20 protein-coding genes and 1 pseudogene are annotated in these 23,371 nt (G+C 69.3%); 8 read left to right on the forward strand and 13 right to left on the reverse strand.

Translation table 11 applies throughout. The features are described 5' to 3' along the window. The 5 genes from AC1DMQ_RS04275 to AC1DMQ_RS04295 are packed head-to-tail and all read left to right on the forward strand — an operon-like array spanning position 1 to position 3,701. Positions 1 to 630 carry a pseudaminic acid biosynthesis-associated methylase gene (locus tag AC1DMQ_RS04275; protein ID WP_477032311.1) on the forward strand — a complete coding sequence of 210 codons (630 nt, stop codon included), beginning with the start codon at positions 1 to 3 and terminating at the stop codon, positions 628 to 630. 7 nt (positions 631 to 637) lie between these two features. Then, a complete protein-coding gene (locus tag AC1DMQ_RS04280; protein WP_477032312.1) occupies positions 638 to 1,513 on the forward strand; it encodes a F0F1 ATP synthase subunit gamma in 876 nt (291 codons plus the stop codon). Positions 1,514 to 1,570: 57 nt separating this feature from the next. Then, on the forward strand, positions 1,571 to 3,193 hold the full coding sequence (gene atpD / locus AC1DMQ_RS04285) for a F0F1 ATP synthase subunit beta (protein ID WP_477032313.1): 1,623 nt from the start codon (positions 1,571 to 1,573) through the stop codon (positions 3,191 to 3,193). After that, complete coding sequence (locus AC1DMQ_RS04290) at positions 3,193 to 3,441, forward strand: hypothetical protein (RefSeq protein ID WP_422179023.1); 249 nt, start codon at positions 3,193 to 3,195, stop codon at positions 3,439 to 3,441. Before atpD ends, AC1DMQ_RS04290 begins: the two co-directional genes overlap by 1 nt. Continuing rightward, entirely contained in the window at positions 3,441 to 3,701 is a 261-nt protein-coding gene (locus tag AC1DMQ_RS04295) for an ATP synthase F1 subunit epsilon (RefSeq protein ID WP_422179021.1), read from the forward strand. Before AC1DMQ_RS04290 ends, AC1DMQ_RS04295 begins: the two co-directional genes overlap by 1 nt. A 71-nt stretch (positions 3,702 to 3,772) precedes the next feature. On the opposite strand, the gene AC1DMQ_RS04300 is transcribed toward AC1DMQ_RS04295, so the two are convergent. Then, complete coding sequence (locus AC1DMQ_RS04300) at positions 3,773 to 9,646, reverse strand: autotransporter outer membrane beta-barrel domain-containing protein (RefSeq protein WP_477032314.1); 5,874 nt, start codon at positions 9,644 to 9,646, stop codon at positions 3,773 to 3,775. A gap of 426 nt (positions 9,647 to 10,072) precedes the next feature. Between AC1DMQ_RS04300 and AC1DMQ_RS04305 the strand changes: the two genes are divergently transcribed. After that, positions 10,073 to 10,786: a hypothetical protein gene (locus tag AC1DMQ_RS04305; protein ID WP_477032315.1), complete on the forward strand. Its 714-nt coding sequence runs from the start codon at positions 10,073 to 10,075 to the stop codon at positions 10,784 to 10,786. Between the two features lie 126 nt (positions 10,787 to 10,912). After that, complete coding sequence (gene sugE / locus AC1DMQ_RS04310) at positions 10,913 to 11,236, forward strand: quaternary ammonium compound efflux SMR transporter SugE (protein WP_477032316.1); 324 nt, start codon at positions 10,913 to 10,915, stop codon at positions 11,234 to 11,236. A 14-nt stretch (positions 11,237 to 11,250) separates the two neighbouring features. On the opposite strand, the pseudogene mdoH reads toward sugE, so the two are convergent. The 11 genes and pseudogenes from mdoH to rsfS all read right to left on the reverse strand — a co-directional run. Beyond that, positions 11,251 to 13,074, reverse strand: a pseudogene (mdoH, locus tag AC1DMQ_RS04315) (glucans biosynthesis glucosyltransferase MdoH); the annotation flags it as partial. Between the two features lie 206 nt (positions 13,075 to 13,280). Further along, positions 13,281 to 14,030, reverse strand: a complete 750-nt coding sequence (locus AC1DMQ_RS04320; RefSeq protein ID WP_477032317.1) for an alpha/beta fold hydrolase — start codon at positions 14,028 to 14,030, stop codon at positions 13,281 to 13,283. A 51-nt stretch (positions 14,031 to 14,081) separates the two neighbouring features. After that, the gene (locus AC1DMQ_RS04325; RefSeq protein ID WP_477032318.1) at positions 14,082 to 15,623 is read right to left on the reverse strand and encodes an alpha/beta hydrolase; all 1,542 of its coding nucleotides are present in this window, start codon (positions 15,621 to 15,623) and stop codon (positions 14,082 to 14,084) included. 28 nt (positions 15,624 to 15,651) lie between these two features. Beyond that, positions 15,652 to 16,146 (reverse strand): RNA pyrophosphohydrolase, encoded by a 495-nt coding sequence (locus AC1DMQ_RS04330; RefSeq protein ID WP_477032319.1) that lies wholly within the window; start codon positions 16,144 to 16,146, stop codon positions 15,652 to 15,654. Further along, entirely contained in the window at positions 16,143 to 17,324 is a 1,182-nt protein-coding gene (locus tag AC1DMQ_RS04335; protein WP_477032320.1) for a divergent polysaccharide deacetylase family protein, read from the reverse strand. The genes AC1DMQ_RS04330 and AC1DMQ_RS04335 overlap by 4 nt, the downstream gene beginning before the upstream one ends. Before the next feature lie 74 nt (positions 17,325 to 17,398). Beyond that, positions 17,399 to 17,644, reverse strand: coding sequence for a helix-turn-helix domain-containing protein (locus AC1DMQ_RS04340; protein ID WP_477032321.1), 246 nt, complete (start codon positions 17,642 to 17,644; stop codon positions 17,399 to 17,401). Further along, entirely contained in the window at positions 17,645 to 18,340 is a 696-nt protein-coding gene (locus AC1DMQ_RS04345; RefSeq protein ID WP_477032322.1) for a hypothetical protein, read from the reverse strand. A 188-nt stretch (positions 18,341 to 18,528) separates the two neighbouring features. Further along, on the reverse strand, positions 18,529 to 19,923 hold the full coding sequence (locus AC1DMQ_RS04350; RefSeq protein WP_477032323.1) for a S41 family peptidase: 1,395 nt from the start codon (positions 19,921 to 19,923) through the stop codon (positions 18,529 to 18,531). A gap of 126 nt (positions 19,924 to 20,049) precedes the next feature. After that, a complete protein-coding gene (locus AC1DMQ_RS04355; protein WP_477032324.1) occupies positions 20,050 to 21,123 on the reverse strand; it encodes a murein hydrolase activator EnvC family protein in 1,074 nt (357 codons plus the stop codon). A 15-nt stretch (positions 21,124 to 21,138) separates the two neighbouring features. Continuing rightward, positions 21,139 to 21,603 carry a 23S rRNA (pseudouridine(1915)-N(3))-methyltransferase RlmH gene (gene rlmH, locus AC1DMQ_RS04360; protein WP_477032325.1) on the reverse strand — a complete coding sequence of 155 codons (465 nt, stop codon included), beginning with the start codon at positions 21,601 to 21,603 and terminating at the stop codon, positions 21,139 to 21,141. A gap of 69 nt (positions 21,604 to 21,672) precedes the next feature. Further along, a complete protein-coding gene (gene rsfS, locus AC1DMQ_RS04365; RefSeq protein ID WP_477032505.1) occupies positions 21,673 to 22,101 on the reverse strand; it encodes a ribosome silencing factor in 429 nt (142 codons plus the stop codon). A gap of 194 nt (positions 22,102 to 22,295) precedes the next feature. Here rsfS and AC1DMQ_RS04370 point away from each other — a divergent pair, with 194 nt between their 5' ends. Next, the gene (locus tag AC1DMQ_RS04370; protein ID WP_477032326.1) at positions 22,296 to 22,862 is read left to right on the forward strand and encodes a hypothetical protein; all 567 of its coding nucleotides are present in this window, start codon (positions 22,296 to 22,298) and stop codon (positions 22,860 to 22,862) included. A 98-nt stretch (positions 22,863 to 22,960) separates the two neighbouring features. Here the strand turns inward: AC1DMQ_RS04370 and AC1DMQ_RS04375 are convergent, their stop codons facing one another. Beyond that, the gene (locus tag AC1DMQ_RS04375) at positions 22,961 to 23,365 is read right to left on the reverse strand and encodes a nuclear transport factor 2 family protein (RefSeq protein WP_477032327.1); all 405 of its coding nucleotides are present in this window, start codon (positions 23,363 to 23,365) and stop codon (positions 22,961 to 22,963) included. Between the last annotated feature and the right edge of the window lie 6 nt (positions 23,366 to 23,371).

A 23,371-nucleotide genomic window follows, 5' to 3' on the forward strand; every position in this document is an offset into this window, starting at 1 on the left:
ATGGCTGATCAACCCAAATCCTTGGACGCATGGTCCGGCGAGTTCGGCGACCGCTACACGCAACGTAGCGCCGCCACCGTCGAGGCTGTTCGCGGCCGCGCGAGGGTTTGGGGCGAGGTGCTTCGGCGCATGACCGGCGACATGCCCAAGAGCGTCCTGGAAGTGGGGCCCAACGTGGGCCTCAACCTCCTGGGCATTCAGGCGCTGTCGGACATGGAGCAATGGGCCATCGAGCCCAACGCTTCGGCCCGCGAGCAACTGGTCCGGAACGGCGTCCTGCCGGCCGAGCGGTTGTTCGAGGGTTTCGGTCACAGCATCCCGCTGGCCGACGGCGCGGTGGACATGGCCTTCACGGCCGGCGTCCTGATCCACGTCGATCCCAGCCAGCTGGAAGCGACGATGCGCGAAGTGCACCGCGTGGCTTCCAAGTACGTCTTCTGCTCCGAGTATTTTTCGCCGAAGGCCGAAACGATTACCTACCGTGGCGAACAAGATCTTCTGTTCAAGAACGATTTTGGCTCGCTCTACATGGATATGTTCCCAGATCTGCAGTTGGTCGATTACGGGTTCTTCTGGAGAAGAACGACCGTGATGGACGACAGCACCTGGTGGTTGTTTAGGAAGGTCTGATAGGCGGATGGCAAGCCTAAAGGAAATGCGCAATCGGATCGCAAGCGTCAAGGCGACGCAGAAGATCACGAAAGCGATGCAGATGGTGGCGGCGGCCAAGCTCCGCCGCAGCCAGGACGCTGCCGAAGCCGCGCGCCCCTATGCGCGCCGGCTGAAGAACGTCATCGCCAACCTGGCGGCCGGCGTTTCGGGCGACGGCGCTCCGGCCCTGCTGGCCGGCACCGGCCGTGACGACCGTCACCTGATCATCGTCGCCGCCGCCGACCGCGGCTTGGCCGGCGGCTTCACCTCGTCGATCGTCCGCGCCGCGCGCGAGCGGATCGACACCTTGGTCGCCCAGGGCAAGGACGTGAAGATCGTCTGCGTCGGCAAGAAGGCGACCGCCCAGCTGCGCCGCCTGTACGCCGACCGCATCGTCGAGAATTTCGACCTGTCGGCCTACCGCCAGTTCACCCTGACGGTCGCCCAGCCGATCGCCGACGTCGTCACCCGCCTCTATGAAGCCGGCGACGTCGACGTGGTCACCCTGTTCTACAGCCGCTTCAAGTCGGTGGTTCAGCAGATCCCGACCGCGCTGCAGCTGATCCCGGCCGTCGTCGAGGGCGCGGAAGCGACCTCGGGCCCGGCCGCCGTCTACGAGTACGAGCCCTCGGAAGAGGCCATCCTCGAGACCCTGCTGCCGCGCAACCTGACGGTCCAGATCCTGTCGGCCCTGCTCGACAACATGGCCGGCTTCTACGCCAGCCAGATGACGGCGATGGACAACGCCACGCGCAACGCCGGCGACATGATCAAGCGCTACACCCTCGAATATAACCGCTCTCGTCAGGCTCAGATCACCAAGGAGCTGATCGAGATCATCTCCGGCGCCGAAGCCGTCTGATCCTGAACTTCCAACCATAAAACGCCCGCAGAAGACGCACGAAAGATCCTGAACGCCATGGCCAAGACCCCCGCTAAGGCTCCCGCCGCCGCTGCCAAGCCGGCCGCCGTGAAGACGCCCGCCGCTCCGAAGGCTGCCGCCGCCGCTGCCCCCAAGGCCGCCGCGACGAAGGCTCCCGCCGCCCCGAAGGCTCCTGCCGCCGCCAAGGCCGCCGGGACCCGCGAAAAGCCCGCCACCATCGGCGCGGCCACCGGCAAGCTGGTGCAGGTCATCGGCGCCGTCGTCGACGTCGAGTTCGAAGGCCCGCTGCCGGCCATCCTGAACGCGCTTGAGACGGTCAACACCGCTTCGGGCCAGCGCCTGGTGTTCGAAGTCGCCCAGCACCTGGGTCAGAACACCGTCCGCGCCATCGCCATGGACGCCACCGAAGGTCTCGTTCGCGGCCAGGCCGTGCGCGACACCGGCGAGTCGATCCGCGTTCCGGTCGGTCCCGGCACCCTGGGCCGCATCATGAACGTCATCGGCGAGCCGATCGACGAGCAGGGCCCGATCAAGTCGGACATCTTCCGCACCATCCACCGCGACGCCCCGTCGTTCGCCGACCAGACCAACACCGCTGAAGTGCTGGTCACGGGCATCAAGGTCATCGACCTGATGTGCCCCTACACCAAGGGCGGCAAGATCGGCCTGTTCGGCGGCGCCGGCGTCGGCAAGACCGTGACGATGCAGGAACTGATCAACAACATCGCCAAGGCTTACGGCGGTTATTCGGTTCTGGCCGGCGTGGGCGAACGCACCCGCGAAGGCAACGACCTCTATCACGAGATGATCGAGTCGAACGTCAACGTCGACCCGAAGGCCAACAACGGCTCGACCGAAGGCAGCCGCTGCGCCCTGGTCTACGGCCAGATGAACGAACCCCCGGGCGCCCGCGCCCGCGTGGCCCTGACCGGCCTCTCCATCGCCGAGTACTTCCGCGATGAAGAAGGCAAGGACGTGCTGCTGTTCGTCGACAACATCTTCCGCTTCACCCAAGCCGGCGCCGAAGTGTCGGCTCTGCTGGGCCGCATCCCCTCGGCCGTGGGCTATCAGCCCACCCTGGCCACCGAGATGGGCAACCTGCAGGAGCGCATCACCTCGACCAACAAGGGCTCGATCACCTCGGTCCAGGCCATCTACGTGCCCGCCGACGACCTGACCGACCCGGCGCCCGCCGCCTCGTTCGCCCACTTGGACGCCACCACCGTTCTGTCGCGCGACATCGCCGCCCAGGCCATCTTCCCCGCCGTCGATCCGCTGGACTCGACCTCGCGGATCATGGACCCGCTGGTCATCGGCGAAGAGCACTACAACGTGGCCCGTTCGGTCCAGGAAGTGCTGCAGCAGTACAAGGCCCTGAAGGACATCATCGCCATCCTGGGCATGGACGAGCTGTCGGAAGAGGACAAGCTGACGGTCGCCCGCGCCCGCAAGATCCAGCGCTTCCTGAGCCAGCCGTTCCACGTCGCCGAGCAATTCACCAACACGCCCGGCGCCTTCGTCCAGCTGAAGGACACCATCCGCTCGTTCAAGGGCATCGTGGACGGCGAGTACGACCACCTGCCGGAAGCCGCCTTCTACATGGTCGGCCCGATCGAAGAAGCGGTGGCCAAGGCTGAAAAGCTGGCTGGCGAAGCGTAATGACCGACGAACACGAGCTGATCAACTTCTGCTGCGAAGAGCTCGAGGATGCGGTGTCTTCGGATCCCGAAGACGCGCTGATCGAGCACGACAGCGGATTGATCCTGCTCAATCTGGGTCAACGGGAAGCAGATGGTGAAACCGGCGTCGTGCTGGCCACCATCCGCTTCTGCCCGTTCTGCGGGACCGAGATCCAGACCGACGAAGACATCGAGGCGGCGCTCGGCGCCGTGGAGATCATCGAGTAATGGCCAAGCTGCACTTCTCCCTCGTGGCGCCCGAGCGCGAACTGTTCTCGGCGGACGTCGACCAGGTCGACGCCCCCGGCACGGAAGGCGATTTCGGCGTCCTGCCGAACCACGCGCCGTTCATGACCACCCTGCGCGAAGGCCGGGTCACGGTCCGCGACGGCTCGACGGTGCGCCTGTTCGACATCCAGGGCGGCTTCGCGGACGTCGGTCCCGACGGCTTCACGATCCTGGCCGAACACGCGGTCGAAGCGGCTTAAGCCGCCACGCCGCCTTCGGGCTTGAAAGACATGACGGCCCGGACGCGAAAGCGTCCGGGCCGTTTTGCGTATCAGAACCGCAGGCGGAAGCCGGCGGTGCCGGAGACGTCATAGCTGTCGCCGAAGCCGGACAGCGAGGTGTCGGCGGCGGCCTCGCCATAGACCATGAAGCGACCCTGGCCCCAGGCGTAGCTGCCGCCGGCGGCCAGGCCCGTCCAGGTCCGCCGGGCGCTGGCGGCGATCGGGGTCCCGGAGACGTCGATGCGGGTCCCGTCGAGGAACTCGTGGCTGACGTTCACCAGGCCGTAGACGCCGCCCTCACCGCCCTGGGTCGTCCAGGCATGGTCGAGCGCCAGGCCCAGGCGAGCCCGCAGGCTGTCGGACCTGTCGTCGGAAACCTGGGCGCCGAACGAGTCGGTGAAGGCGTCGAAGCCCACCTTGGCGTAGCTGAGCTGGGCCTGCGGGGTCAGGCGAACGGACGAACCGGCCGCGACCGCCTTGCCCGCCTCGACCGACAGCGCGTAGCCGTCGCCGTTGGCCCCTGCGGCGCGGCGGCCCAGCAGGTTGGACGACAGGTCGCTGTCGAACCAGTTGAACTGGGCCTGGGCGTCGACATAGCCGCCGCCGGCGTTGGTCCAGGTCAGGTTGGTCCCCACGCCCCAGCCTTGGCTGTCGATGCGTCCGCCGCCGTAGGGCGAGGCGACCTTGGCCCGGACCTCGCCGTAGTGGGCGGTGATCCCGCCGGTCAGCTGGCCGCCCATCGCCGAGTCGCTGAGCGCCTGATCGGCGCCGAACTCCATCTTCCAGCGGTCGGCCTTGAGATCGGCCTGGGTGCTGGTGGAGGCGGGCTCCAGGGAGGTGTGGCCGCCCTCGAAGCGGCCCCAGATCGCTTGGCCGGACCACTGGCGCGTCCCGGTGCGCTGGCGCAGCGTGCCCAGGCCGTTCAGCAGTTGCAGGGTCTGCGGATAGGCCTCGTAGAGCGGCGCGCCGGCCTGGTAGAGCGGCTGAGCCGGCGGGGCGGCCGGCGGCGGAGCCGCGCCGCCGCCGCCCGGCTGGGTCGGATCCGCGGGCTGGATCAGCGAGGAGCGCAGGCTCCAGTCGCCGCCCGTGGCGTCCTTGCGCAGGGCGTAGCCGTAGGCCCCGGCGACCAGCACGTTCTCGCCGTTCAGCTTGTAGTCGCCGTTGGCCAGGGTGAAGACGCCGTTGGAAGCGCCGTCCACCTGCACCAGCAGGATGCCGTCGGTGGTGGCCGCGCCGGTTCCGCCCACGCGCTTGACGTTGACCAGGGTGTCGCCCGAGGTCGCCCCGTGGACCACCAGCCGGTCGGCCGCCGAGGCGTCGCCGCCGAGCTCGGCTTCCATTTCCAGCGTCCCGCCGGCGCCGACATAGTCGCCGGCGACCGTGAGCACGCCCACGCCGCCGTGGCCGGGCGCGACGGTCGCGCCTTGGGTGTTGGTCAGCCCGCCCACCTGGCCGGTCCCGATCAGCCGGGCGCCGGCCATGACCGTGACGCCGCCGCCCAGGACGCCGTCCACCGCCAAGGTCCCGGCGCGCACCTCGGTGCGGCCGCTGAAGGCGGCGTTGTTGGCGGTGAGCGTGAGGGTCCCGCCGCCGATCTGGGCCAGCGTTCCGCCGCCCGAGATCATGCCCGCGAAGGTCGTGTCGTCGGAACGGTCGAAGGCCAGCACGCCGTCATTGACGACGTCGCCCTGGATCGAGCCGGTGGTCCCGCCGGCGCCGAGCTGCAGGGTCCCGCCGCTGACATGGGCGCCGCCGGCATAGGTGTTGGCGCCGGTCAGGACCAGGGTCCCGGCGTCGGTCTTGTCGAGCCGCCCGGGGCCGGTCAGGGCCGAGGCGATGGTCGCGGTGAAGGCCGCGCCGGCGTTCGTGCCGTCGCCGACCCGGACGACGGCGTCGCCGGCCTCCAGCGTCACCGCGTCGCCGGTCAGGCTGTAGCCGTCGGCGGCGAACTGGATGCCGCTGACGCCGATCGCGCCGGCCGAGCCGTCGACCGTGACCTTGCCGCCCGTCCCGGCGAAGATCGCGAACAGGCCGTCGGCATAGGCGCCGTTGGCCGAGCCGTCGGCCGTGGTCCAGTTGGCCGGCGTGGCGCGCCAGACCCCGGCGCCGCCGGTGATCACGCCGTCGCCGCCGACCCCGGCGTCGCCGTCCCAGAAGTCGTACACGGCGGGCGGGCCGCCGCCGCCGCCGCCGCCCCCACCGCCGCCGCCGCCGGGAGGCGGTGTGACGGCGTTGGCCACCAGGTTCACCTGGCCGGCGATGGAGGTCTGGATGGTGTTGGTGAAGCCGCCAGGCAGGCTGCCGAGGTCGAGGCCGTTGTCGGTCAGCGTCCCGGTGTAGTCGATCAGCCGGTAGACGCCCGGCCCGAAGGTCCCGCCCGCCGGCTGCGTGACGTTCAGCGTCCCGTCCAGCGTCAGGTTGCCCTTGACCACCAGCAGATCGTTCAGGCCGCCCACCGTATCGGCTTGGCCCAGGCGGTAGCGCAGCACGGCGCCGGAGCTGAAGGTCAGGTTGAAGTTGCTGATCAGCGTGCCCGGGGTGGTCAGGTCGCCAGGCGCGAGGGTTCCGGCCACCGCGCCGCCACGGATCGTTCCGGTCCCGCCGAGGGTTCCATTGACGCCGACGATGGTGGCGTTGCCCCCGCCGGCGATCGAGCCGTTGACCAGCAGCGTGCCAGCGTTGACGGTGGTGATGCCGGAGTAGGTGTTGGCGCCGTTCAGGATCAGCGTGCCGAGATCGGTCTTGGTCAGGCCTCCCCCGAGCCCGACGATAGGCGTGTCGATGATCGCCACATAGTCCTTGTCGTCGGCCGTGCCGTCGCCGACGCGGACGGTATGGGAGCCGTTGTTCAGCGTGATCGTCCCGCCCGTCAGGTGGTAGCCGTCCACCGCGAACTGCAGGCCGCCCGGATTGACCGCGCCGACGTTCACCAGGCCCGGCGCGGCGGCGAAGATGACGAAGGCCCCGGCGGCGTAGCTGTTGTTCACCGCGCCGGTCTGGGTCGTCCAGTTGAGGCCGGCGCCGGTCCAGGTCCCGTCGCCGCCGTCTACCCGGCTGTTGCCGGAGCTGCCGCCGGCGTCACCGTCCCAGAAATTGAGCGCGAGGCCGGCGGTGTTGACCAGGTTCACCTGGCCGGCGATCGCGGTCTGCACGGTCACGGTGGAGCCGGGCGGCGTGGCGCCGACCGTCAGGCCGTTGTCGGTCAGGACGCCGCCATAGTTCATCACCCGGTAGAGGCCGGCGCTGAAGACGCCACCGGTGGTGACCGAGACGTCGATCGTCCCGTCCAGCGTCAGGTCGCCGCCCACCTTGACCAGGTCGTTCATCGGCCCGCCGACCACGTTCGAGAGACCGAACTCGGCCCTGGTCAGGGAGGTGGGGTCCAGGGTCAGGTTGCCGGCGATGGTCAGGGTGCCGGGGCTGTTGCCGGGGGCCAGGACGCCGTTGGTCACGGCGACATTGCCGCCGATGGTTCCCGAGCCGCCCAGCACGCCGCCGTTGTTGACCACGACCGAGCTGGTCGCGCCGCCCAGGATCCCGTCCACGTGCAGCTCGCCGCCCGAGACGGTGGTGGCGCCGGTGAAGCCGGCGTTGTTTCCCGTCAGGTGGGTCACGCCGGCCAGTTGGTTGATCCCGCCGAGGCCGGTGATCGGCGTGGCGAAGGTGTAGTCGGTGTCGGTGTGGTTGAAGTTGATGCCGCCGCCGCCGACCCCGAAGGTCACGCTGGTGGTGTCGAGCAGGCCGGCGGCCGCGGCGGGCGCCGCCGCCCCCGCGCCGATGTTGAGCACGCCCACGCGCGTGGCGGCGGTCCCGCCGAGCGTGATCGAGCCGGCGTGGACAACGCCGCCGTCCGTCAAGGTCAGGGTCGAGGTGTTGTTGTTGCCGCCGCCCAGGATCATCGAGGTCGTCGAGGTGACGCTGGACCCCGATCCGGAGACCAGAAGGTCCGCGTTTCCGTTGGTGGAGCCGATCTGGAAGGACGCGGCGGTGACCGAGCCGCCCCCCGTCACATCCAGGTTGCCCTTGTAGATCGCGAACACGCCGGAGTCCGCGACGCTCGACCCGGCGCCGTCGACCCGCATGCTGGGCGGCGTGGCTTGGGCCTGGGTGGGCGAACCAAGGTTGATCCGGGTGGCGGTCATGACCGCGCCATCCAGAACGCTGACCGATGCGCCGGCCCCCGCCGCACTGGCGACTCCAATCTGGCTGTTGCTGTCGAACCGCGATCCGGCGCCGGTGACCGTGAAGTCCACGAACGCGCCGGAGACGTTGCCCCACGAAAGGCTGGAGGCCGGGGCCGTGGTGTGAACCACGCCGCCGTTCTGGATCAGGACCGTCACCGTGCCGGCGGAGATGCCCATGTTGAGGTCGGTGATCGTCAGCAGGCTGCCGGCGCCGCTGACCCCGAGCGCGGAGTTTCCGCCGATATTGGCGGTGGCGGCCGTGAGCTTGCCGCCGCTATCGAGCCCGACGGCGCCGCCCGAGAGGTTGAGCGTGGCCGCCAGGGCGGTTCCGGCGACCTGGAACGCGCCGCCGGTGACTGTGACCGCGCCGGTCCCCCCGCCCAGGCTTCCGTCCACATGCAGTTCGCCGCCCGAGACGGTGGTGGTTCCGGTGAAGCCGGAGCTGTTCCCCGTCAGGTGGGTGACGCCCGCCACCTGGTTGATGGCGCCGAGACCGGTGATGGTCGGGTCGAAATCGTAGTCGGTCTCGGTGTGGTTGAAGTTGATCCGCCCGGTTCCCGCACCGAAGGCTACATTGGCCGTGTTGAGCACGCCTGCCTGGGCCGCCGCCAGGCCCTCACCGCCGCCGATGTTCACCACGCCGGTTCGCCCGGCGGCGTTGGCCACCGTGAAGAAGGTGGTTGCGTTCAGCACGCCGTCGTCGGCGAGGGTGAGAATCCCGGGGGCGGCGGTGTTGAAACCCACCGTGACCGTGCCCGTGGAGGTGACGCTCGAGCCGGCGCCCGAGATCAGCAGGGCGCCGGGCGCGGCGCCGGAGCCCGCGCCCAGCCTCAGCTGCGGCGTGAAGACCTGGCCCCCGTTCAGGACCTCCATGGTCCCCCGGAAGATGTCGAGGCGGCCGCCGACCGTGAGGCTCGAGCCTGCGTCCCGGACCGTGATGGTGGACGGGGTCGTGGGCGTGGCGGCGAGGGGGCCAAGCTGGAGAACGCCGCCGAAAGTGGCGGTGGCGCCGTCGGCGATGGTCAAGGCGCCGGACGCGTTGGCGGTGTTGGCGACGGTCATGCTGCCATCCACGTCCAGCCGCGAGCCGGCGCCTGTTACGACGAGGTCGCCGTGTGCGCCGGCGGATTTGCCAAGGGTGTTGGACGTGCCGCCGGTATAGGCCGAATGCAGGACGCCGCCGTTTTCGATCCGAACGGAGACCGTCGCATTGTTCGTATCGCCCATGTCGATCCGGTCGACGGTGAGCACGCTGCCGGCGCCGCTCACCGTCAGGTCGGCGTTCTGGGAAAGGGTGCTAAGGCCCACCCCAGCGGTCACCGTCGCGCCGCCGTCGATCCGCACGATGCTGTTGTCGATGAGGTTGAACGTCCCGCCGAAGGCGCTGTCGCCGGTGAAGACGAGCTGGCCGGAGCCGGCGACCTTGAAGGCGCCGGGGGTGTTGAATCGGCCGTCGGTCAGGATGAACGTGCCGGTGTTGAGCGTGACCGCCCGGGTCAGCGCCGGGAGCGCGGACGGGTTGGTGACGGTGATGTCGCCGGTCAGGATGATGATCGGGGTGGGATCGCCGTTCGCCGCCGTGATCGCCGCCTGGAGCGACGCCTCGTCGTTGGCGTTGTAGGTCCCCGCCCAGACCGCGCCGGGCGAGAGCAGGGCCGTGGCCAGCGCCACGGACGAGACCGTGAGCCACAGGCCGGGTCCGGAACGCGACGGAGTCTGAACGCTGTTGGTACGCGACATTTACTGGACCCTACGCTTGGACCCAGCGTGGAGCCGGCCCCTGGAACTGCGCTCGGCCTTCCAGGTCCGCGCGTCGGCCGTGGGACGATCGTCCCGCTGCGATCGCCTCGACGAGGTTGCCCTAGCGGAAGGCAACTTCGGCTGAAACCGTTAACATGCAACTAAGGGGTGCATTTGTGATGGAGAATTTACAATTCAGACGAGTATCGTTAACGCGAGGGCGTCTGCGCGGGGGTGCGATGCGCCCGGCGCTCCGCCCGCGCCCAAGTCGGCGGCTTTTCGCGCCTGAGGCGTCATGCCGCGCCCTCCTGGCGAGAAAATTACACTTGTGACCCATTCTCCGCCTTAATCCGTCACCATAAGGGTTGCGAGGGAACGCCTGTCGGTTTTAATGCCGACCTCTTGCCTAACGGGGATAACTCGACCATGCGCCTTGCGCTCGCCAGCCTGATCGCCCTCGGCGCGGTCTCGACCGCCGTCGCCCAGGAGCAAACCGCTCCGACTGCTCCGGCCGCTCCCGCCGCGGCGCCCGCCGCTGCTCCGGCGCCGGCCGCTGACCCGGCGGCGCAGACCCCGGCCACGCCGGCCGACCCGATGACGGCGACGCCCGCCGTGGCCGCGCCGCCCGCCGGCCAGGCTCCGGAATATGTCGAGCCGACCCGCGGTCCGCCCACCACCGACCCCGTCTCGATGCAGCTGCTGGGCGTGCTCGACAGCGTCTGCAAGCCGGCCGTGGTCGGCGGCGACTTCCAAGCCCTGGTGAAGGCCGCCGGGATGAAGAAGAAGAAAGAGCAGTGGGTGAAGGATATCGGCAAGCCGTATCTGATCGCCGTCGACAACCCCGGCAGCAACAAGAACGTCTGCACCGTCACCATCCAGTACGCCCAGGGCGACGCCCAGGCCCAAGCCCTGGCCAACGCCCTGCACGACTGGGCGACCTGGGAGAACAAGCCGCAGCTGCGCCTGATCCGCAACGACCTCACGGTCAGCGACGTCAAGCGCCTGACGGTCTCGTGGGACGACGCCTGGGCCGACGGCCACGCCGGCCTGGTCTACATGCGCCTGAAGAAGCTGGACGACAGCTCGATCGGCAAGAACTACGAGCAGGCCCAGGTCCTGTACAGCACCACCAGCCGCTAAGCGGCCAGAGGTCGCGGGGGCTTGCTCCCCGGCCTGGTGGTCCTATCTAGTTGAAGGCGCGGGGACGACCCCGCGCCTTTTCCTTTTCTTCCGGGGACGACCCCGCTCTGTGTTTGGGAGCCGGTCTTGGCCTGGATCATCCTTTTTATCGCCGGTCTGTTCGAGATCGGCTGGGCCGTGGGCCTGAAGTTCACCGAGGGCTTCACCCGCCCGATCCCCACCATCCTGACCGCGATCAGCCTGGTGGCCTCGATGGGCCTGCTGGGCTGGGCCGTGAAGTCCCTGCCGCTGGGCACCGCCTATGCGGTCTGGACCGGCGTGGGCGCGGTCGGCACGGCCATCGTCGGTATCCTGCTGTTCAAGGAGCCGGCCACGGCCGGGCGGCTGGTCTGCCTGGCGCTGATCGTCTCGGGCATCCTCGGGCTGAAGCTGTTCACGCCCTCACACTGAGTAGGGGCGCACTGAACCGCGCGGCGCTCGCCAGGCGTCAGCAGCAGGCCAGCGTCCCTTAGACGGATTCCGCGGGCGATGCTGGCGGTCCACCAGACCAGGAACGGGGCGGCGACCAGGCTGGCCGCCGCCACCGCCAGCCACGGCGACAGGCCCGAGCCCATCAACGGTCCCAGGGCCGCCAGGGCGACGCCGATCAGCATTTCGGGCCAATGGAAGGCCAGGGCCGCCTTGCCGCTCAGCCGGCCTTCACCGCGCTGCTGGGCCGACCAGCCGGCGTCGCGGCCCAGCGCCACCGACAGCAGGGCGCGGGTATGGGCCGCCATGATGATCGGCGCGGTCAGGGTCGAGGCGACGGTCTCCAGCCCGACGCTGGCCAGGGCGCGCCAGGGTCCGCCGAACCGGCCGGCCTGCCCGTCGGCCAGCATCATCCCGTACGACAACAGCTTGGGCAGCAGGACGAAGGCCAGGCTGACGGCCAGCACGGCGGTTCCGGCCAGCGGATAGCCGCCGCCTTCGTCGCCCGCCTCGGGCGCCGACAGCAGGGCGCCAGTGACCACCAGGGCGATCCACAGCGGCGCCAGGGCGTAGCTCAGCACGCCGCGCGCCAGGTGCAGCCGGCTGATCGGATGCAGCCCCTCGGCGCCCAGCACCCCCAGGTGCTGCAGGTTGCCCTGGCACCAGCGCCGGTCGCGGATCAGGTGGTCGATCAGGGTGGGCGGGCTTTCCTCGAAACTGCCTCCCAGGCCCGGGGCCAGGCGCACGCCCCAACCGGCTCGCCGCAGGAACGCGGCCTCGACGAAGTCGTGGCTCATGATGTGGCCGCCGAAGGGTTTCTTGCCTTTCAGGTGGGGCAAGCCGCTGGCTTGCGCGAAGGCCTCGACGCGCAGGATGGCGTTGTGGCCCCAATAGTTGCCGTCGGCGCCGCTCCACCAGGCCACGCCCCAGGCCGCCAGCGGGCCGTACAGGCTGTTGGCGAACTGCTCCAGCCGACCGAACAGGGTGCGGCGCCCCACGATGGTCGGGGCGGTCTGGATCAGGCCCAGCGACGGGTCGCGCTCCATGGCCGCCGCCAGGCGCCAAAGGGTCTGGGCGTCCATCAGGCTGTCGGCGTCCAGCACCACCATGTGGTCGTAGGCCCCGCCGTGCAGGCGCACCCAGTCGGCGATGTTGCCGGCCTTGCGGTCGATGTTCTCGGGGCGGTGGCGGTAATAGGCGCGGGGGCCGACCCCGCCGCGCCGGAAGGCGGCGAAGCCGCGCTGCTCGTCGGCGATCACCTCGGCCCGCCGGCTGTCGCTGAGCACGACGATGTCGAAGAAGGCGGTCAGGCCTTGGGCGTGCAGGCCCGCCCGCATGGCGGCCAGCCGGGCGAAGAACGGCCCGACGTCCTCGTGATAGATCGGGGCCAGCAGGGCGGTGCGGGTGGTCAGGACGGGCAGGGGCGCCTCGACGACCGCGTGCTCCCAGGCGTCAGTCCGCCGCGACAACCACAGCCCGCCCAGGCTGGCGGCGAACGAAAAGGCCATCCAGCCGAACAGCACCAGGATCAGGCCCGCATGGACCAGCTCGAGCGGCTCCAGCCCGTCCACGCCCATGGCGGCGGTGACGGCGAACACCGCCAGGCCGGTGCTCAGCAGGCAGAACGCGGCCAGCGCCGCGCGGCGCCGACCCAGGCCCGGCTCGGCGCCGAAGCGGCGCGGCTCTGCGGCGCGGTGCAGCGGTTGATCCGGCATGGACAGCGGCGCCGACGGCGGCGCGACCGCGTCGAGCTCGCGCGCATCGCTGAAGGATCGCGTCTCGGAGTTGTGTTGTTGTAGGGGGCTGGTATAGGCGCGCATGAAACCTCTTCGGCCCAGAAACACGGCCTATGCGTCAAGGTTCCCGAAGTGTAGGCGCTTTATTGCATTAGTGTTTCATCGCTGAATTTCTAAGCAACGCGGCCTTTTATACTATCAGTGACAGGGCGTTTTGCCATCTAAGGGTCAAGCGTCCGCCGCGAAAGCGCCGCAATGGGGCCGCTCGCCGGAAAGGCCGGAATCGGGTGTCAGGCGGCCGCGCGGCTTTCGTCGGCGATGAAGTCCAGGCAGGCCTCGGCGACGTCCTCCCAGCCTGGTTCGCCCGGCAGCCAGTGGCTCATCGACGGGAAGACCTCGCAGACGCCGCCCAGCCGCGCGGCGGTCTGGCGGACGGTGGCCGGCGGATGGATCACGTCCTTGCCGCCGGCGATCGCCAGGGTCGGAACGCCCACGGGGCTGGCGCCGGTGGTCATGAACGGGTCCATGAACCAGTTCAGCGTCTCCCACAGGGCCCGGCCGCTTTCGGCGGTCATCTTGGCGTAGAGCGTCTTGCGTTCGTCGCGGGTCAGGCGGTCCAGGGTGTAGCTCTCGACCACGCCGTAGTCGGGCGCGACGGCCTGCAGCCAGTAGGGACCCAGGGCGTAAAGGCTGACGGCCGAAGCGGCTTCTTCCAGGGACGAGCCCGTGACGCCCCAGGGGGGCGAAGGGGCCAGCAGGATCAGGCGCGAGACCGGCGCCCGTGCGGCGGCCATCTGCGCCACCAGCCCGCCCATCGAATGGCCGATCAGGATCGGCGGCTCGTCGCAGGCCTCGCAGAGGGTGGCGATTTGCTTGGCGTAGTCAGCCATCGAGCGGCCGGCGACCAGGGCCCCGTCGCCGTGGCCCAGCAGGTCCGGTGTCTGGACGACGTGGCCGGCGGCTTCGAACGGTCGGCGGAACGCGTCAAACGTCCAGCCGCCGCAGAAGGCGCCGTGCACCATGATCACCGGAGTCGCCACACGCGCCTCGCCTGTTCGCTCGGCCTAGGCGCCGAGCGAACAGCCTACACGCTACTTCTTCGGCGCGGGTGAAGATTTGGCGGTCGACTTTGCCGCAGGGGCCTTGGCCGGTTTGGCGGGAGCCGCCTTCGCCGGCGCCTTAGCGGTCGCGGGCTTCGCGGCCGGTTTCGCGGCCGGCTTCGGAGCCGGCGCGGCCTTGGCGACTTTGGGCGCCGCAGGCTTGGCGGCCGGAGCCTTGGCCGCGGCGGGCTTGGCCGCGGCCTTGGGCTTGGCGGCGGGTTTCGCGGCCGGCTTGGCGGCAGGAGCGGCCTTGGCGACCTTCGGAGCGGGCGCGGCCTTGGCCGGAGCCTTCGGAGCTGGAGCCGCTTTCGCCGGAGCCTTGGCGGCCGGAGCGGCCTTGGGCTTCGCGGCGGCCTTGGGGGCGGCCGTCTTGGCCGGAGCCTTGGCGGCGGCGGGCTTGGCCTCGGCCTTGGGTTTGGCCGGAGCTTTCACGGCCGCCGGCTTCGGGGCCGGCGCCGCCTTGGGAGCGGCCGCCTTGGCCGGAGCGGGCTTGGCCGCGGCCTTCGGCTTGGCCGGGGCCTTCGGAGCCGCCGGCGCGGCTTTCGGAGCGGGCTTCGCCGCAGCCGTCTTGGCGACCTTCGGGGCGGGCGCGGCCTTCGGCGCCGGAGCGGCCTTCGCGACGGGGGACTTGGCGGCCGGGGCCGGCGCGGGTTCGACCGGAGCCGGAGCCGGAGCGGGCGTCGGCGCGGGGGCCGGCGCGGACTCCGCGGCCTTCACGGACTGGGGCGCGGACGCCGGCGGCGGGGCCGGAGCGGCTTTCGTTTTGCCCGTCAGCCAGGCGATCACGTCGTCGAGAATGCTCATCGTGTTTGGCTCATCTATCAAGTAGTGGGCGTTGCTGGGGTAGATCTTGAGGTCGGCGGCCGGATATTTCTGGCCGACTCGCCGAACGTCCTCGAGAGGCGTGGTGCGATCCAGGGCGCCGGCCAGGACCAGCAGGGGGACGGTCACTTTCGTGGCGTCGACATGGGCGGTCCTGTTCGGATCCTTGTGCGGCCAGGCGAGGTCGGCCAGCACCTGCCCGCTGTCGTGGACCATGGTCGCGTACAGCGCGTCGTGGCGCGCGGCGGGAACGGCGTTCATGACGCCGAACTTGAAGCCCGTCTTCCACATCTTGCCCGCCCTGGTCTCGGGCTTGGACTGCAGGGCCATGTTCAGGAAGGTGAAGACCGGCGAAAGCTTGGGTTTGCCGCGGGCGTCGGCCGGCGAGGCGGGGGCGAACAGCACCAGGCGATCGGCGTGGCCGGCCTCAGCGATCTTCTGGGCGATCAGTCCGCCCATGGAGTGGCCGAAGACGATCGGCTTCCTGCCGTCTTCCTTGGTCAGGGCCTGGGCCAGGGCGCTCATCTCGGCGACATAGTCGGCCAGGGTCAGGCCGGCCAGGCCCGCCCGGGGGCCATCGACCGTACGCACGGCCGAGTGGATGGTCGGCGCGACGACGCGGTAGCCCTCGGCCCGCAGCCGCGCGGCCATGGGATCCCAGACGTCCCCAGCGCAACCGTAGCCGTGGATCAGCAGGATCGTGTCCGCCACTCCGTTACCCCTCCAGCGCGGCCAGATTTCAGCCGCCGCGCGCGAACCCACCAAACGCGGAAACGACCTGTTCGTATACCCCGCGCTTGAAAGGTACGATCAGTTCGGGCGTTTCGTCGAGAGCGCCCCATTTCCAGGCATCGAACTCGACATGGGCGTCAGCCTCCAGATCGATCTCGGATTCGTCGCCGAGAAAGCGGAAAGCGAACCAGACCTGCTTCTGACCCTTGAATCCACGGGCTTTTTTCGACGATGCGAAGTCGGCGGGGAAGTCGTAGATCAGCCAGTTCTCGGTGCGGCCCAGATATTCGACCGAGGTGACCCCGGTCTCTTCGGCCAGCTCGCGGCGCGCGGCGGCCAGCAAATCCTCGCCGTCGTCGACTCCGCCCTGCGGAAATTGCCAGTTGTGGGGCGGCGGCTGGTTGTGTCGCTTGCCCAGCCAGACGCGGCCGTCCGGGTGGAACAGCACGACGCCAACATTGGGGCGGTGATCGGGATAGAGGTCTAGGTCGCCAGGGCTCATCGCTTGGCCATGGCCGAGGCGGGGGCCAGTTGCAAGCCCCTCCCGGACAGGCCGGCGGCCCAGAGGCGCACCTGGTTGATCGTCACCGGATAGGCGAAGCCCGAGCCCAGGGCCTGGCCGCGACCGGCGGCGCCGGCCTCCAGCATCTTCAGCTGGCCGTCGATCGAGCCGGCGGCCAGTTCATCGTCGATGATCCGGTCGGCCGAGGCGCGGGGGATCGGGCCGCCGCGCAGGGAGGCCTGGCCGTCGTCGATGAACGCCAGGCCCCGGGCCTTCAGGGCCAGGGTGAACGTGGTCATGGCCGTGTCGCTGGTGACGAAGCGCGAGCCCAGATAGTTGGTCAGGCCGTAATAGCCGGTGGCGCGCGACATCAGCCATTCCAGCTTGCGAACGGTGTCCTCGGGCCGGTTGGCGGCGATCAGGGTGTAGGGGCCGGGATCGTTGGCGGGATAGTCGACCGGCTCCATAGGCGCTTCCAGCAGCACTTCGTGGCCGTGGCTGCGGGCCAGGTCGATCCAGCCCTGCAGGCCCTCGGCATAGGGCGCGAACGACAGGGTGATTTCGGGCGGCAAGGTCTCGATGGCGGCGCGGGTGGTCTGGGGGTTCAGGCCCAGGCCGCCGATCACCAGGGCCACCTTGGGGCGGCCGTCGGCGGTGAACGGGCGGGCATAGGCCTCGGCGGCGGTGCGGCCGTCGGGGGCGATCACCGGCAGGACGCCGCCGCCCGGGCCGGGCGTGTAGAGGCCGGCGATCGGCGCGGCCGGCAGCGGACCGGTGGCCAGGGCGGCCGGCGGCGGTGCGACGATCGCCTCGGCGTCGGCGCTCGGGTCGGCGTGGTGCAGGAACGGCAGGTTCGACAGGTCCAGGGCGCCCGGCAGCAGCGGCGCCTCGCGGTCGCCCTCGGCGACCAGGGCCTCGCGCCAGCCCTGGGGGACGTTCTTGGTCGTGCCGATCTTCTCGAGGGCCACGCGCACCAGGGGCGAACCCTTGTTGGGATCGCCGGTGATCAGCACCAGCAGGGCCAGGCTCAGCAGGAACAGGAAGGCCGCGGCGCTGGCGCCGATAAACGGATTGGCCGCCGCCGTCAGGATCTTCGCGCGCAGATCGCCCGCGTCCGACCCGTCGGAGACGAGCGAAGGCGCGCGATAAGCGGGCTTGCGGGAAAACGACACGGCCATGGGGCGGAGCCTAGGCGGCGAGCTTCGAATATATGGTTAACGAAGGGTGCGGCGGAATGTGCCGCCCGGCCGCTTTAGTCTCCGCCGATCGCCTTTCCCAGAGTCCTAGTTTGGGAGGCTCTATCGATCCGCAGGATATCGCCCGGCTCGCAGTCGAGGAACTCGCAGATGCGTTCCAAGGTCTCGAACCGCACGCCTTTCACCTTTCCCTGCTTGAGCAGGGAAAGGTTCGCTTCGGTTATGCCGACATGGGCCGCGAGGTCCTTGGACTTCACGTTGCGCTCGGCCATGACGACGTTGAGTTTCACGAGGATGGGCATCTAGACGATCTGGGCGTGATCTTCGGCGATCGACGAGGCCCGGGCCATGACGAGGGCGACTACGGTCAGGGCCAGGGCGTAGATGGCGTTCAGCCATTCCGATGCCCCGGTCACGGTGAACTTGAAGTGGCTGGAATAGGAGCCTCCCGGGGCCGCGTGGGTCAGCAGGTCGAACGCCTTTCCCAGACCCTCGTACGTGGCCCCCGTGATCGCGCCGGCATGGGGCGACAGTAGGACAAAGACCAGGCCGCCGACCGCGAAGCGGGTCAGCCGGGCCACGGTCTGGCGGGCGAGGAAGCGCCCCTTGGCCATGGCCCCAAAGCAGCGGCTGGCCTCGAGCAATCCGTAGGCTAGCGCGAGAAGCGGCAGCGCGCCGACAACCAGGGACACCGCGATCGGCGCGACAAGCCGCTCCGACAAGCCCGCGGGTCCAGGTTGGCAGGCGGTTTGGCGGGACGGGGTGCAAGTTTGGTTCTCGGATTTGGCCTGCACGGTGATCGTCTCGGAGCGCCAGGCGGTCTCGCCGGTCTTTGACGCACTGATAATCGCCGCGCCGACGCCGCCGAACATGATGATCGTGAAGGCGAGCACGACCACCGTGGCCAAGCCGCAGAACGCGGCCATGAAGCCGCTGACGCCGCGCAGGCCGCCGGTGCGCAGACGAGATCGGAAGTCGGCGCTATTGCTCTGTTCCATCACCCTCTCCTCAACATTGAGAATATTATCGTGAAACAACAAAAATTAGCTGTCAACTAGGTCGTGATCGGCGACACCGCGCGGGCGGCGGGAGCCGCGAGCGATGAACTCATGCGTTCTGGAGCGCGCAAACGAAAATCCCGGGCGCGAGGGCCCGGGATTGACAGTCGTGACGGCTTTGGAGAGGCCTACTTCTTCTCGACTGGCGGGCCCTTGCCGGCCGCGGCGGCGGCCTTGGCGGTGACCTCGGCGATCTTGGCCTGGGGCTTGGGCAGTTTCGGCACGGCCTGGACCGAGCCGGCCTTCAGCACCGCGACGGCGCGCTCCAGCTGGAAGTCGCCCTTCTTCTCGTCGAAGCCGGCCGGCGGCGCCTCGGCCGGGGTGTGGGCGCCCTGGCGGCTCTTGCCCTCGTCGGCGTTCAGCGCGTTCTTGAAGCTGGCCTCGCTGAACCACACGCGGTTGGCGATGTCCTGGGCCTGGTCCTTGGTCTGGGCCACTTCCAGGTCGGGCGCGATGCCGGTCTTCTGGATCGAGCGGCCCGACGGCGTGAAGTAGCGCGCCGTGGTCAGCTTCAGCGCCCCGTCGGCCCCGCCGCGCAGCGGGATCACGGTCTGCACCGAACCCTTGCCGAAGCTGGTGATGCCCACGAGCTCGGCGCGATGGCGGTCCTGCAGGGCGCCAGCGACGATTTCGGCGGCCGAGGCCGAGCCCTGGTTGATCAGCACCACCACCGGCAGGCCCTTCAGGATGTCGCCGCCCGGCTTTGCGTTGTAACGCTGGATGTCGCGCGGATCGCGGCCGCGCTGGCTGACCACCTCGCCGCCGTCCAGGAACACGCTGGACACGCCCACGGCCTGGTCGAGCAGGCCGCCGGGATTGTTGCGCAGGTCGAAGATCAGCCCCTTCATCTGCGGGTTCTTGGCCTTCAGGTCGGTGATCGCCGTGGTCAGGGCGTCGGTGGCCTTTTCGTTGAAGCCGGGCAGGCGGACATAGCCGTAGTCGCCTTCCATCCGGGCGATGGCGGCCTTGGGCTTGATGATCTCGCGCGTCAGCTTGACGTCGAACGGGTCGGTCTTCTCGCGGGCGATGGTCAGGGTGACCGCTTCGCCGGCCGGGCCGCGCATCTGCTTGACCGCTTCGTTGACGGTCAGGCCCAGCACCGACTGGCCGTTGACCGAGGTGATGTAGTCGCCGGCCTGGATGCCGGCCCGCGAGGCGGGCGTGCCGTCCATCGGCGAGATCACCTTGACCACGCCGTCCTCGCTGGTCACCTCGATGCCCAGCCCGCCGTATTCGCCGCGGGTGGTGTCCTGCATGTCCTCGAAGCTGTCGGGCGACAGATAGCCCGAATGGGGATCCAGGCTGGTCAGCATGCCGTCCAGGGCCGCCTCGATCAGCTTCTTGTTGTCGACCTCGGAGACGTACTGGGCGTCGACCGTCTGCAGGACGTCGCCGAACAGCTCGAGCATCTTGTAGGTCTGGCCCTTGGTGGCGCTGGTCGCCTGGGCGATGGGGCTGACGTAAGCCATGGTCCCCGCACCGAGGACGAAGGCCGAAACACCGATGAGCAGGTACTTGCGCATGTGGCCTGGAAGGCTCCCTGACGACGCCAAGCGTCGCATTAAAACTTGTCGGTCAATCCGTTAGTGGGACCAACCCTTGTTCATTTGACGGCCATCATCGCTGAAAAAGCCGTTTACCGCGATCCCCTACCGCGATCCTTGTTTCAACCAACGCTCAGGATCGACCGGGGCGCCGTCTTCCCTGACTTCGAAATAGAGTTCTGGTTCGTCGGAACCATGGCTGGCCATCCGGCCAACCGTCGCGCCAGGTGCGACAGATTGTCCGGGTCCGACGGAAACCTCGTCCATTCCCGCCAGAACCAGATGGTAGGCGCCCTGGGCGCGCAGGATCAAGACCGTGCCCCAACCGTTCAGCGGTCCGGCGTATTCGACCACGGCGGCGGCGGGACTGGCCACGACGTGACCTTTTTCCGTGCGGATCGTCAGGCCGGCCGCGCGGCCGCCGGCCGGCATGGTCTGGCCGAAGCGCCGGGCCAGCGGTCCGGGCACGGGCGCGCTGAGCTTCAGCGGGCCGGTGGCCGGCTTGGGCGACAGGGCGTCGGTCAGGGCGCCGAGCGTGCCCTGGTCGTCGCCGGTCAGGGCCTCCTGGGCGTAGGCCCGCTCAAGCTGGGTCTTTTCGACGATCATCCGCTCCAGCTCGCCCTTGCGGTCGGCGACCAGGCTTTCGGCGGTGAACAGCTGCTCGGAGGCGGCCGCGGCTTCGCGGCGCAAGGCGGCGACAGCGCGGGCCTGGCGGGCGTAGCCGTCGGCGCGGGCCTGCAGCTCGGGCGTCATGGCCCGGATCAGGATGGCGGCCCGCACCGCGTCGCGGGCGTCGTCGGGGCTGACCAGCAGGGCCGGCGGCGGATCGCGGCGGAAGAGCTGCAGGGCGCTGAGCAGCCGGGCCAGCTGGCCCCGGTCGCGACCCAGCTCGGCGGTCAGGGCCGACTCGCGCTGGTGCAGGGCCTCCAGCCGGGCGCGCTTGAGGTCGACGTCGTCGCCGGCGTCGACCCGGCGGCGGCCCAGGGCGTCCAGCTCGCCGCGCAGGTCGGCGATCTCGCGGCGGGTCTCGGCGGCGGCCTGCTCGTCCCGGGTCTTCTGGCTCGAGGGGATCCTTTCGCCGATCGATCCGCGCTGGCCGACCTGGGCCGCGACAAGGCCGCCGGCGCCCAGCAGGGCGACCAGGAGGCTGGCGGTGATCAGGACGACGCGACGCGACATGATCCGATCAATGCCTCAATCGCGATGATAGGGCGAGCCCGCCAGGATGGTGACGGCGCGATAGACCTGTTCGGCCAGCATCGCCCGCGCCAGGGCGTGCGGCCAGGTCTGGGGCCCGAAGGCCAGCATCTCGTTGGCGGCGCCCAGGATCGAGGGATCCAGGCCGTCGGCCCCGCCGATCAGGAACACGACCTTGCGGTGGCCGTCGTCGCGCAGGCGGCCCAAATGCTCGGCGAAGGCCCGGCTTGGCCGCACCTTGCCGTGTTCGTCGCAGGCGATGACATAGGCGCCCTCCAGGTGCGGGCGCAGCACCTCGGCCTCGGCGGCCTTGCCGGGCTTCCTGGCCTCGACCTCGACGATCTCGACCGGTCCGATCGCCAGGGCGCGGCCGGACGCGGTGGCCCGGGACGCGTAGTCCACGGCCAGCTGCGCCTCGACCATGCGGCCGAGTTTTCCGACGGTGAGGATGGTGATCTTCATCGCGCTTCCAGGCAGGGCCAAGCAGGGCGGCCTGGCGTCCCCCGGCCGGGCCGGGGGAGACGAAGCGGTTTAGTTCGACGCCATCCGGTGCGGCGCGTCGACGGCCCAGATCTTCTCGATGTTGTAGAACGAGCGGACTTCGGGGCGGAACAGGTGGACCACCACGTCGCCGGCGTCGATCAGCACCCAGTCGCAGTGCGGCAGGCCTTCGACCCGCGCCTTGCCGAAGCCCTGCTCCTTGAGCGCGCGGATGATGTGGTCGGCCAGAGCGCCGACGTGACGGTGCGAACGGCCGGACGCCACGATCAGGCTGTCGGCGACCGAGCTCTTGTCCGTCAGGTCGATGTGGACGATGTCCTGGGCCTTGTCGTCGTCGAGACGCGACAGGATCAGGGTCTCGAGCGCCTTGATACTCAGGTCCAGCTCGGACTCGTTCTTGGTCGAGGTTTCGGGGGAAACCGTTCCCTCGTGCGCCTGGGGCGCGGGGTCGCTACGCAGCGGAAATGCTCCTTGATGGGGTTCGCGCAATAGCTCCCATAGCATGGAAGACTCGAAAAGATGAGGGGGTTCGTCGTCGCGGGCGATTCGAGGGGGTCGGTGTGTCTTCCGGGGCGACGGCGCCAAGCTTGACCGAAACCCCTTTCACTTCCGCCGCCCTGGGCTAGAAAACGGTTTCGAGTACGGGGGACAGCATGGCTTACGAGACCTTGGGCAAGGAACGCTTCGTCGTCGACCGGAGCGGGCCGGTCGAGATGATCCGCATCAAGGCGCGCCGCCAGGTGTTCGCGCTGCTGTTCCTGCCGGTCTGGCTGACGGGCTGGACCGTGGGCGGCGTCGTGGCGATCGGCCAGGTGCTCCATGAGTTCAGCCTGTTCCTCTGCCTGTGGCTGTGCGGTTGGGCGCTGGGCTGGGTCTTCGCGGCCGGCACGATCGCCTGGATGCTGATGGGCGCAGAGACCGTGCGGGTCGTCGGCAAGGACCTGGAGCTGGGGACCGAGATCGGCCCGTGGAAGCGCGGCAAGCTCTATCAGGGCGCACAGATCCGCGACCTGCGCGCCGCGCCCGCCAATCCGCTGACGAACTTCCAGCTGAGCGGGCCCTTCATGCGCCACATGCAGATCGGCGCGGTGCAGTTCACCTATGGCGCCCGGACCGTCCGGCTGGCCGCCGGACTGGACGAGGCCGAGGGCAGGCTGATCGTCGAGCGGTTGAAGAAGGCTCTGCCGAGCAGCGCGACCGCCAGCGACGGCGCGTTCTAGAGCATTTTCGAGCGAAGTGGATGCCGGTTCGCGTGAAGAAAATGCTCTAAAACAAAAACCTAGAGCCCCGGCCTGATGCAATCAGGTCGGGAGACGCTCTAGGCGCCGGCCCCGTCCTGCAGGAACGTCTCGCTATGGGCGTGGCAGGCCCAGCCGTCGTCGCCACGGATCCAGGTCGAGCTGTCGGCGGCGTGCAGCTCCTGGGTCTTGCCGTCCATCTTGACCTTCTGGCGCACGGTGTAGGCGATGATCGCCACGTCGGGGGCGGGGGTGGAGACCTCGACGTCGTCGAAGCTGTAGGACTCCAGCGACCAGTCGCCCTCCTCGGTCATCTTGCCCATCTTGTCCCGGGCGATGCTCATGACGCCGCGCGCGCCGGTCACCAGGCTGGTCTTGCCGGAGAGCTTGGCGGCCTTGTCGCCGTCCTTGGCCTTCATCGCGTCCCAGTAGGACGTCTCGAGGGCGACGATCTCGGCCTTGGTCGGCTTGGCATGGGTGGCCATGGCGAT

The sequence above is a fragment of the Caulobacter sp. 05L422 genome (assembly GCF_056397765.1).

Bases quoted from the DNA above. Each gene is read 5' to 3' on its own strand.
- AC1DMQ_RS04345 (WP_477032322.1), bottom strand. From the start codon at position 18,340: ATGGAACAGAGCAATAGCGCCGACTTCCGATCTCGTCTGCGCACCGGC.
- AC1DMQ_RS04300 (WP_477032314.1), bottom strand. From the start codon at position 9,646: ATGTCGCGTACCAACAGCGTTCAGACTCCGTCGCGTTCCGGACCCGGC.
- atpD (WP_477032313.1), top strand. From the start codon at position 1,571: ATGGCCAAGACCCCCGCTAAGGCTCCCGCCGCCGCTGCCAAGCCGGCC.
- AC1DMQ_RS04295 (WP_422179021.1), top strand. From the start codon at position 3,441: ATGGCCAAGCTGCACTTCTCCCTCGTGGCGCCCGAGCGCGAACTGTTC.
- AC1DMQ_RS04355 (WP_477032324.1), bottom strand. From the start codon at position 21,123: ATGTCGCGTCGCGTCGTCCTGATCACCGCCAGCCTCCTGGTCGCCCTG.
- AC1DMQ_RS04290 (WP_422179023.1), top strand. From the start codon at position 3,193: ATGACCGACGAACACGAGCTGATCAACTTCTGCTGCGAAGAGCTCGAG.
- rlmH (WP_477032325.1), bottom strand. From the start codon at position 21,603: ATGAAGATCACCATCCTCACCGTCGGAAAACTCGGCCGCATGGTCGAG.
- AC1DMQ_RS04370 (WP_477032326.1), top strand. From the start codon at position 22,296: ATGGCTTACGAGACCTTGGGCAAGGAACGCTTCGTCGTCGACCGGAGC.
- AC1DMQ_RS04275 (WP_477032311.1), top strand. From the start codon at position 1: ATGGCTGATCAACCCAAATCCTTGGACGCATGGTCCGGCGAGTTCGGC.
- AC1DMQ_RS04335 (WP_477032320.1), bottom strand. From the start codon at position 17,324: ATGGCCGTGTCGTTTTCCCGCAAGCCCGCTTATCGCGCGCCTTCGCTC.
- AC1DMQ_RS04340 (WP_477032321.1), bottom strand. From the start codon at position 17,644: ATGCCCATCCTCGTGAAACTCAACGTCGTCATGGCCGAGCGCAACGTG.
- AC1DMQ_RS04280 (WP_477032312.1), top strand. From the start codon at position 638: ATGGCAAGCCTAAAGGAAATGCGCAATCGGATCGCAAGCGTCAAGGCG.
- AC1DMQ_RS04375 (WP_477032327.1), bottom strand. From the start codon at position 23,365: ATGGCCACCCATGCCAAGCCGACCAAGGCCGAGATCGTCGCCCTCGAG.
- AC1DMQ_RS04350 (WP_477032323.1), bottom strand. From the start codon at position 19,923: ATGCGCAAGTACCTGCTCATCGGTGTTTCGGCCTTCGTCCTCGGTGCG.
- AC1DMQ_RS04330 (WP_477032319.1), bottom strand. From the start codon at position 16,146: ATGAGCCCTGGCGACCTAGACCTCTATCCCGATCACCGCCCCAATGTT.
- AC1DMQ_RS04305 (WP_477032315.1), top strand. From the start codon at position 10,073: ATGCGCCTTGCGCTCGCCAGCCTGATCGCCCTCGGCGCGGTCTCGACC.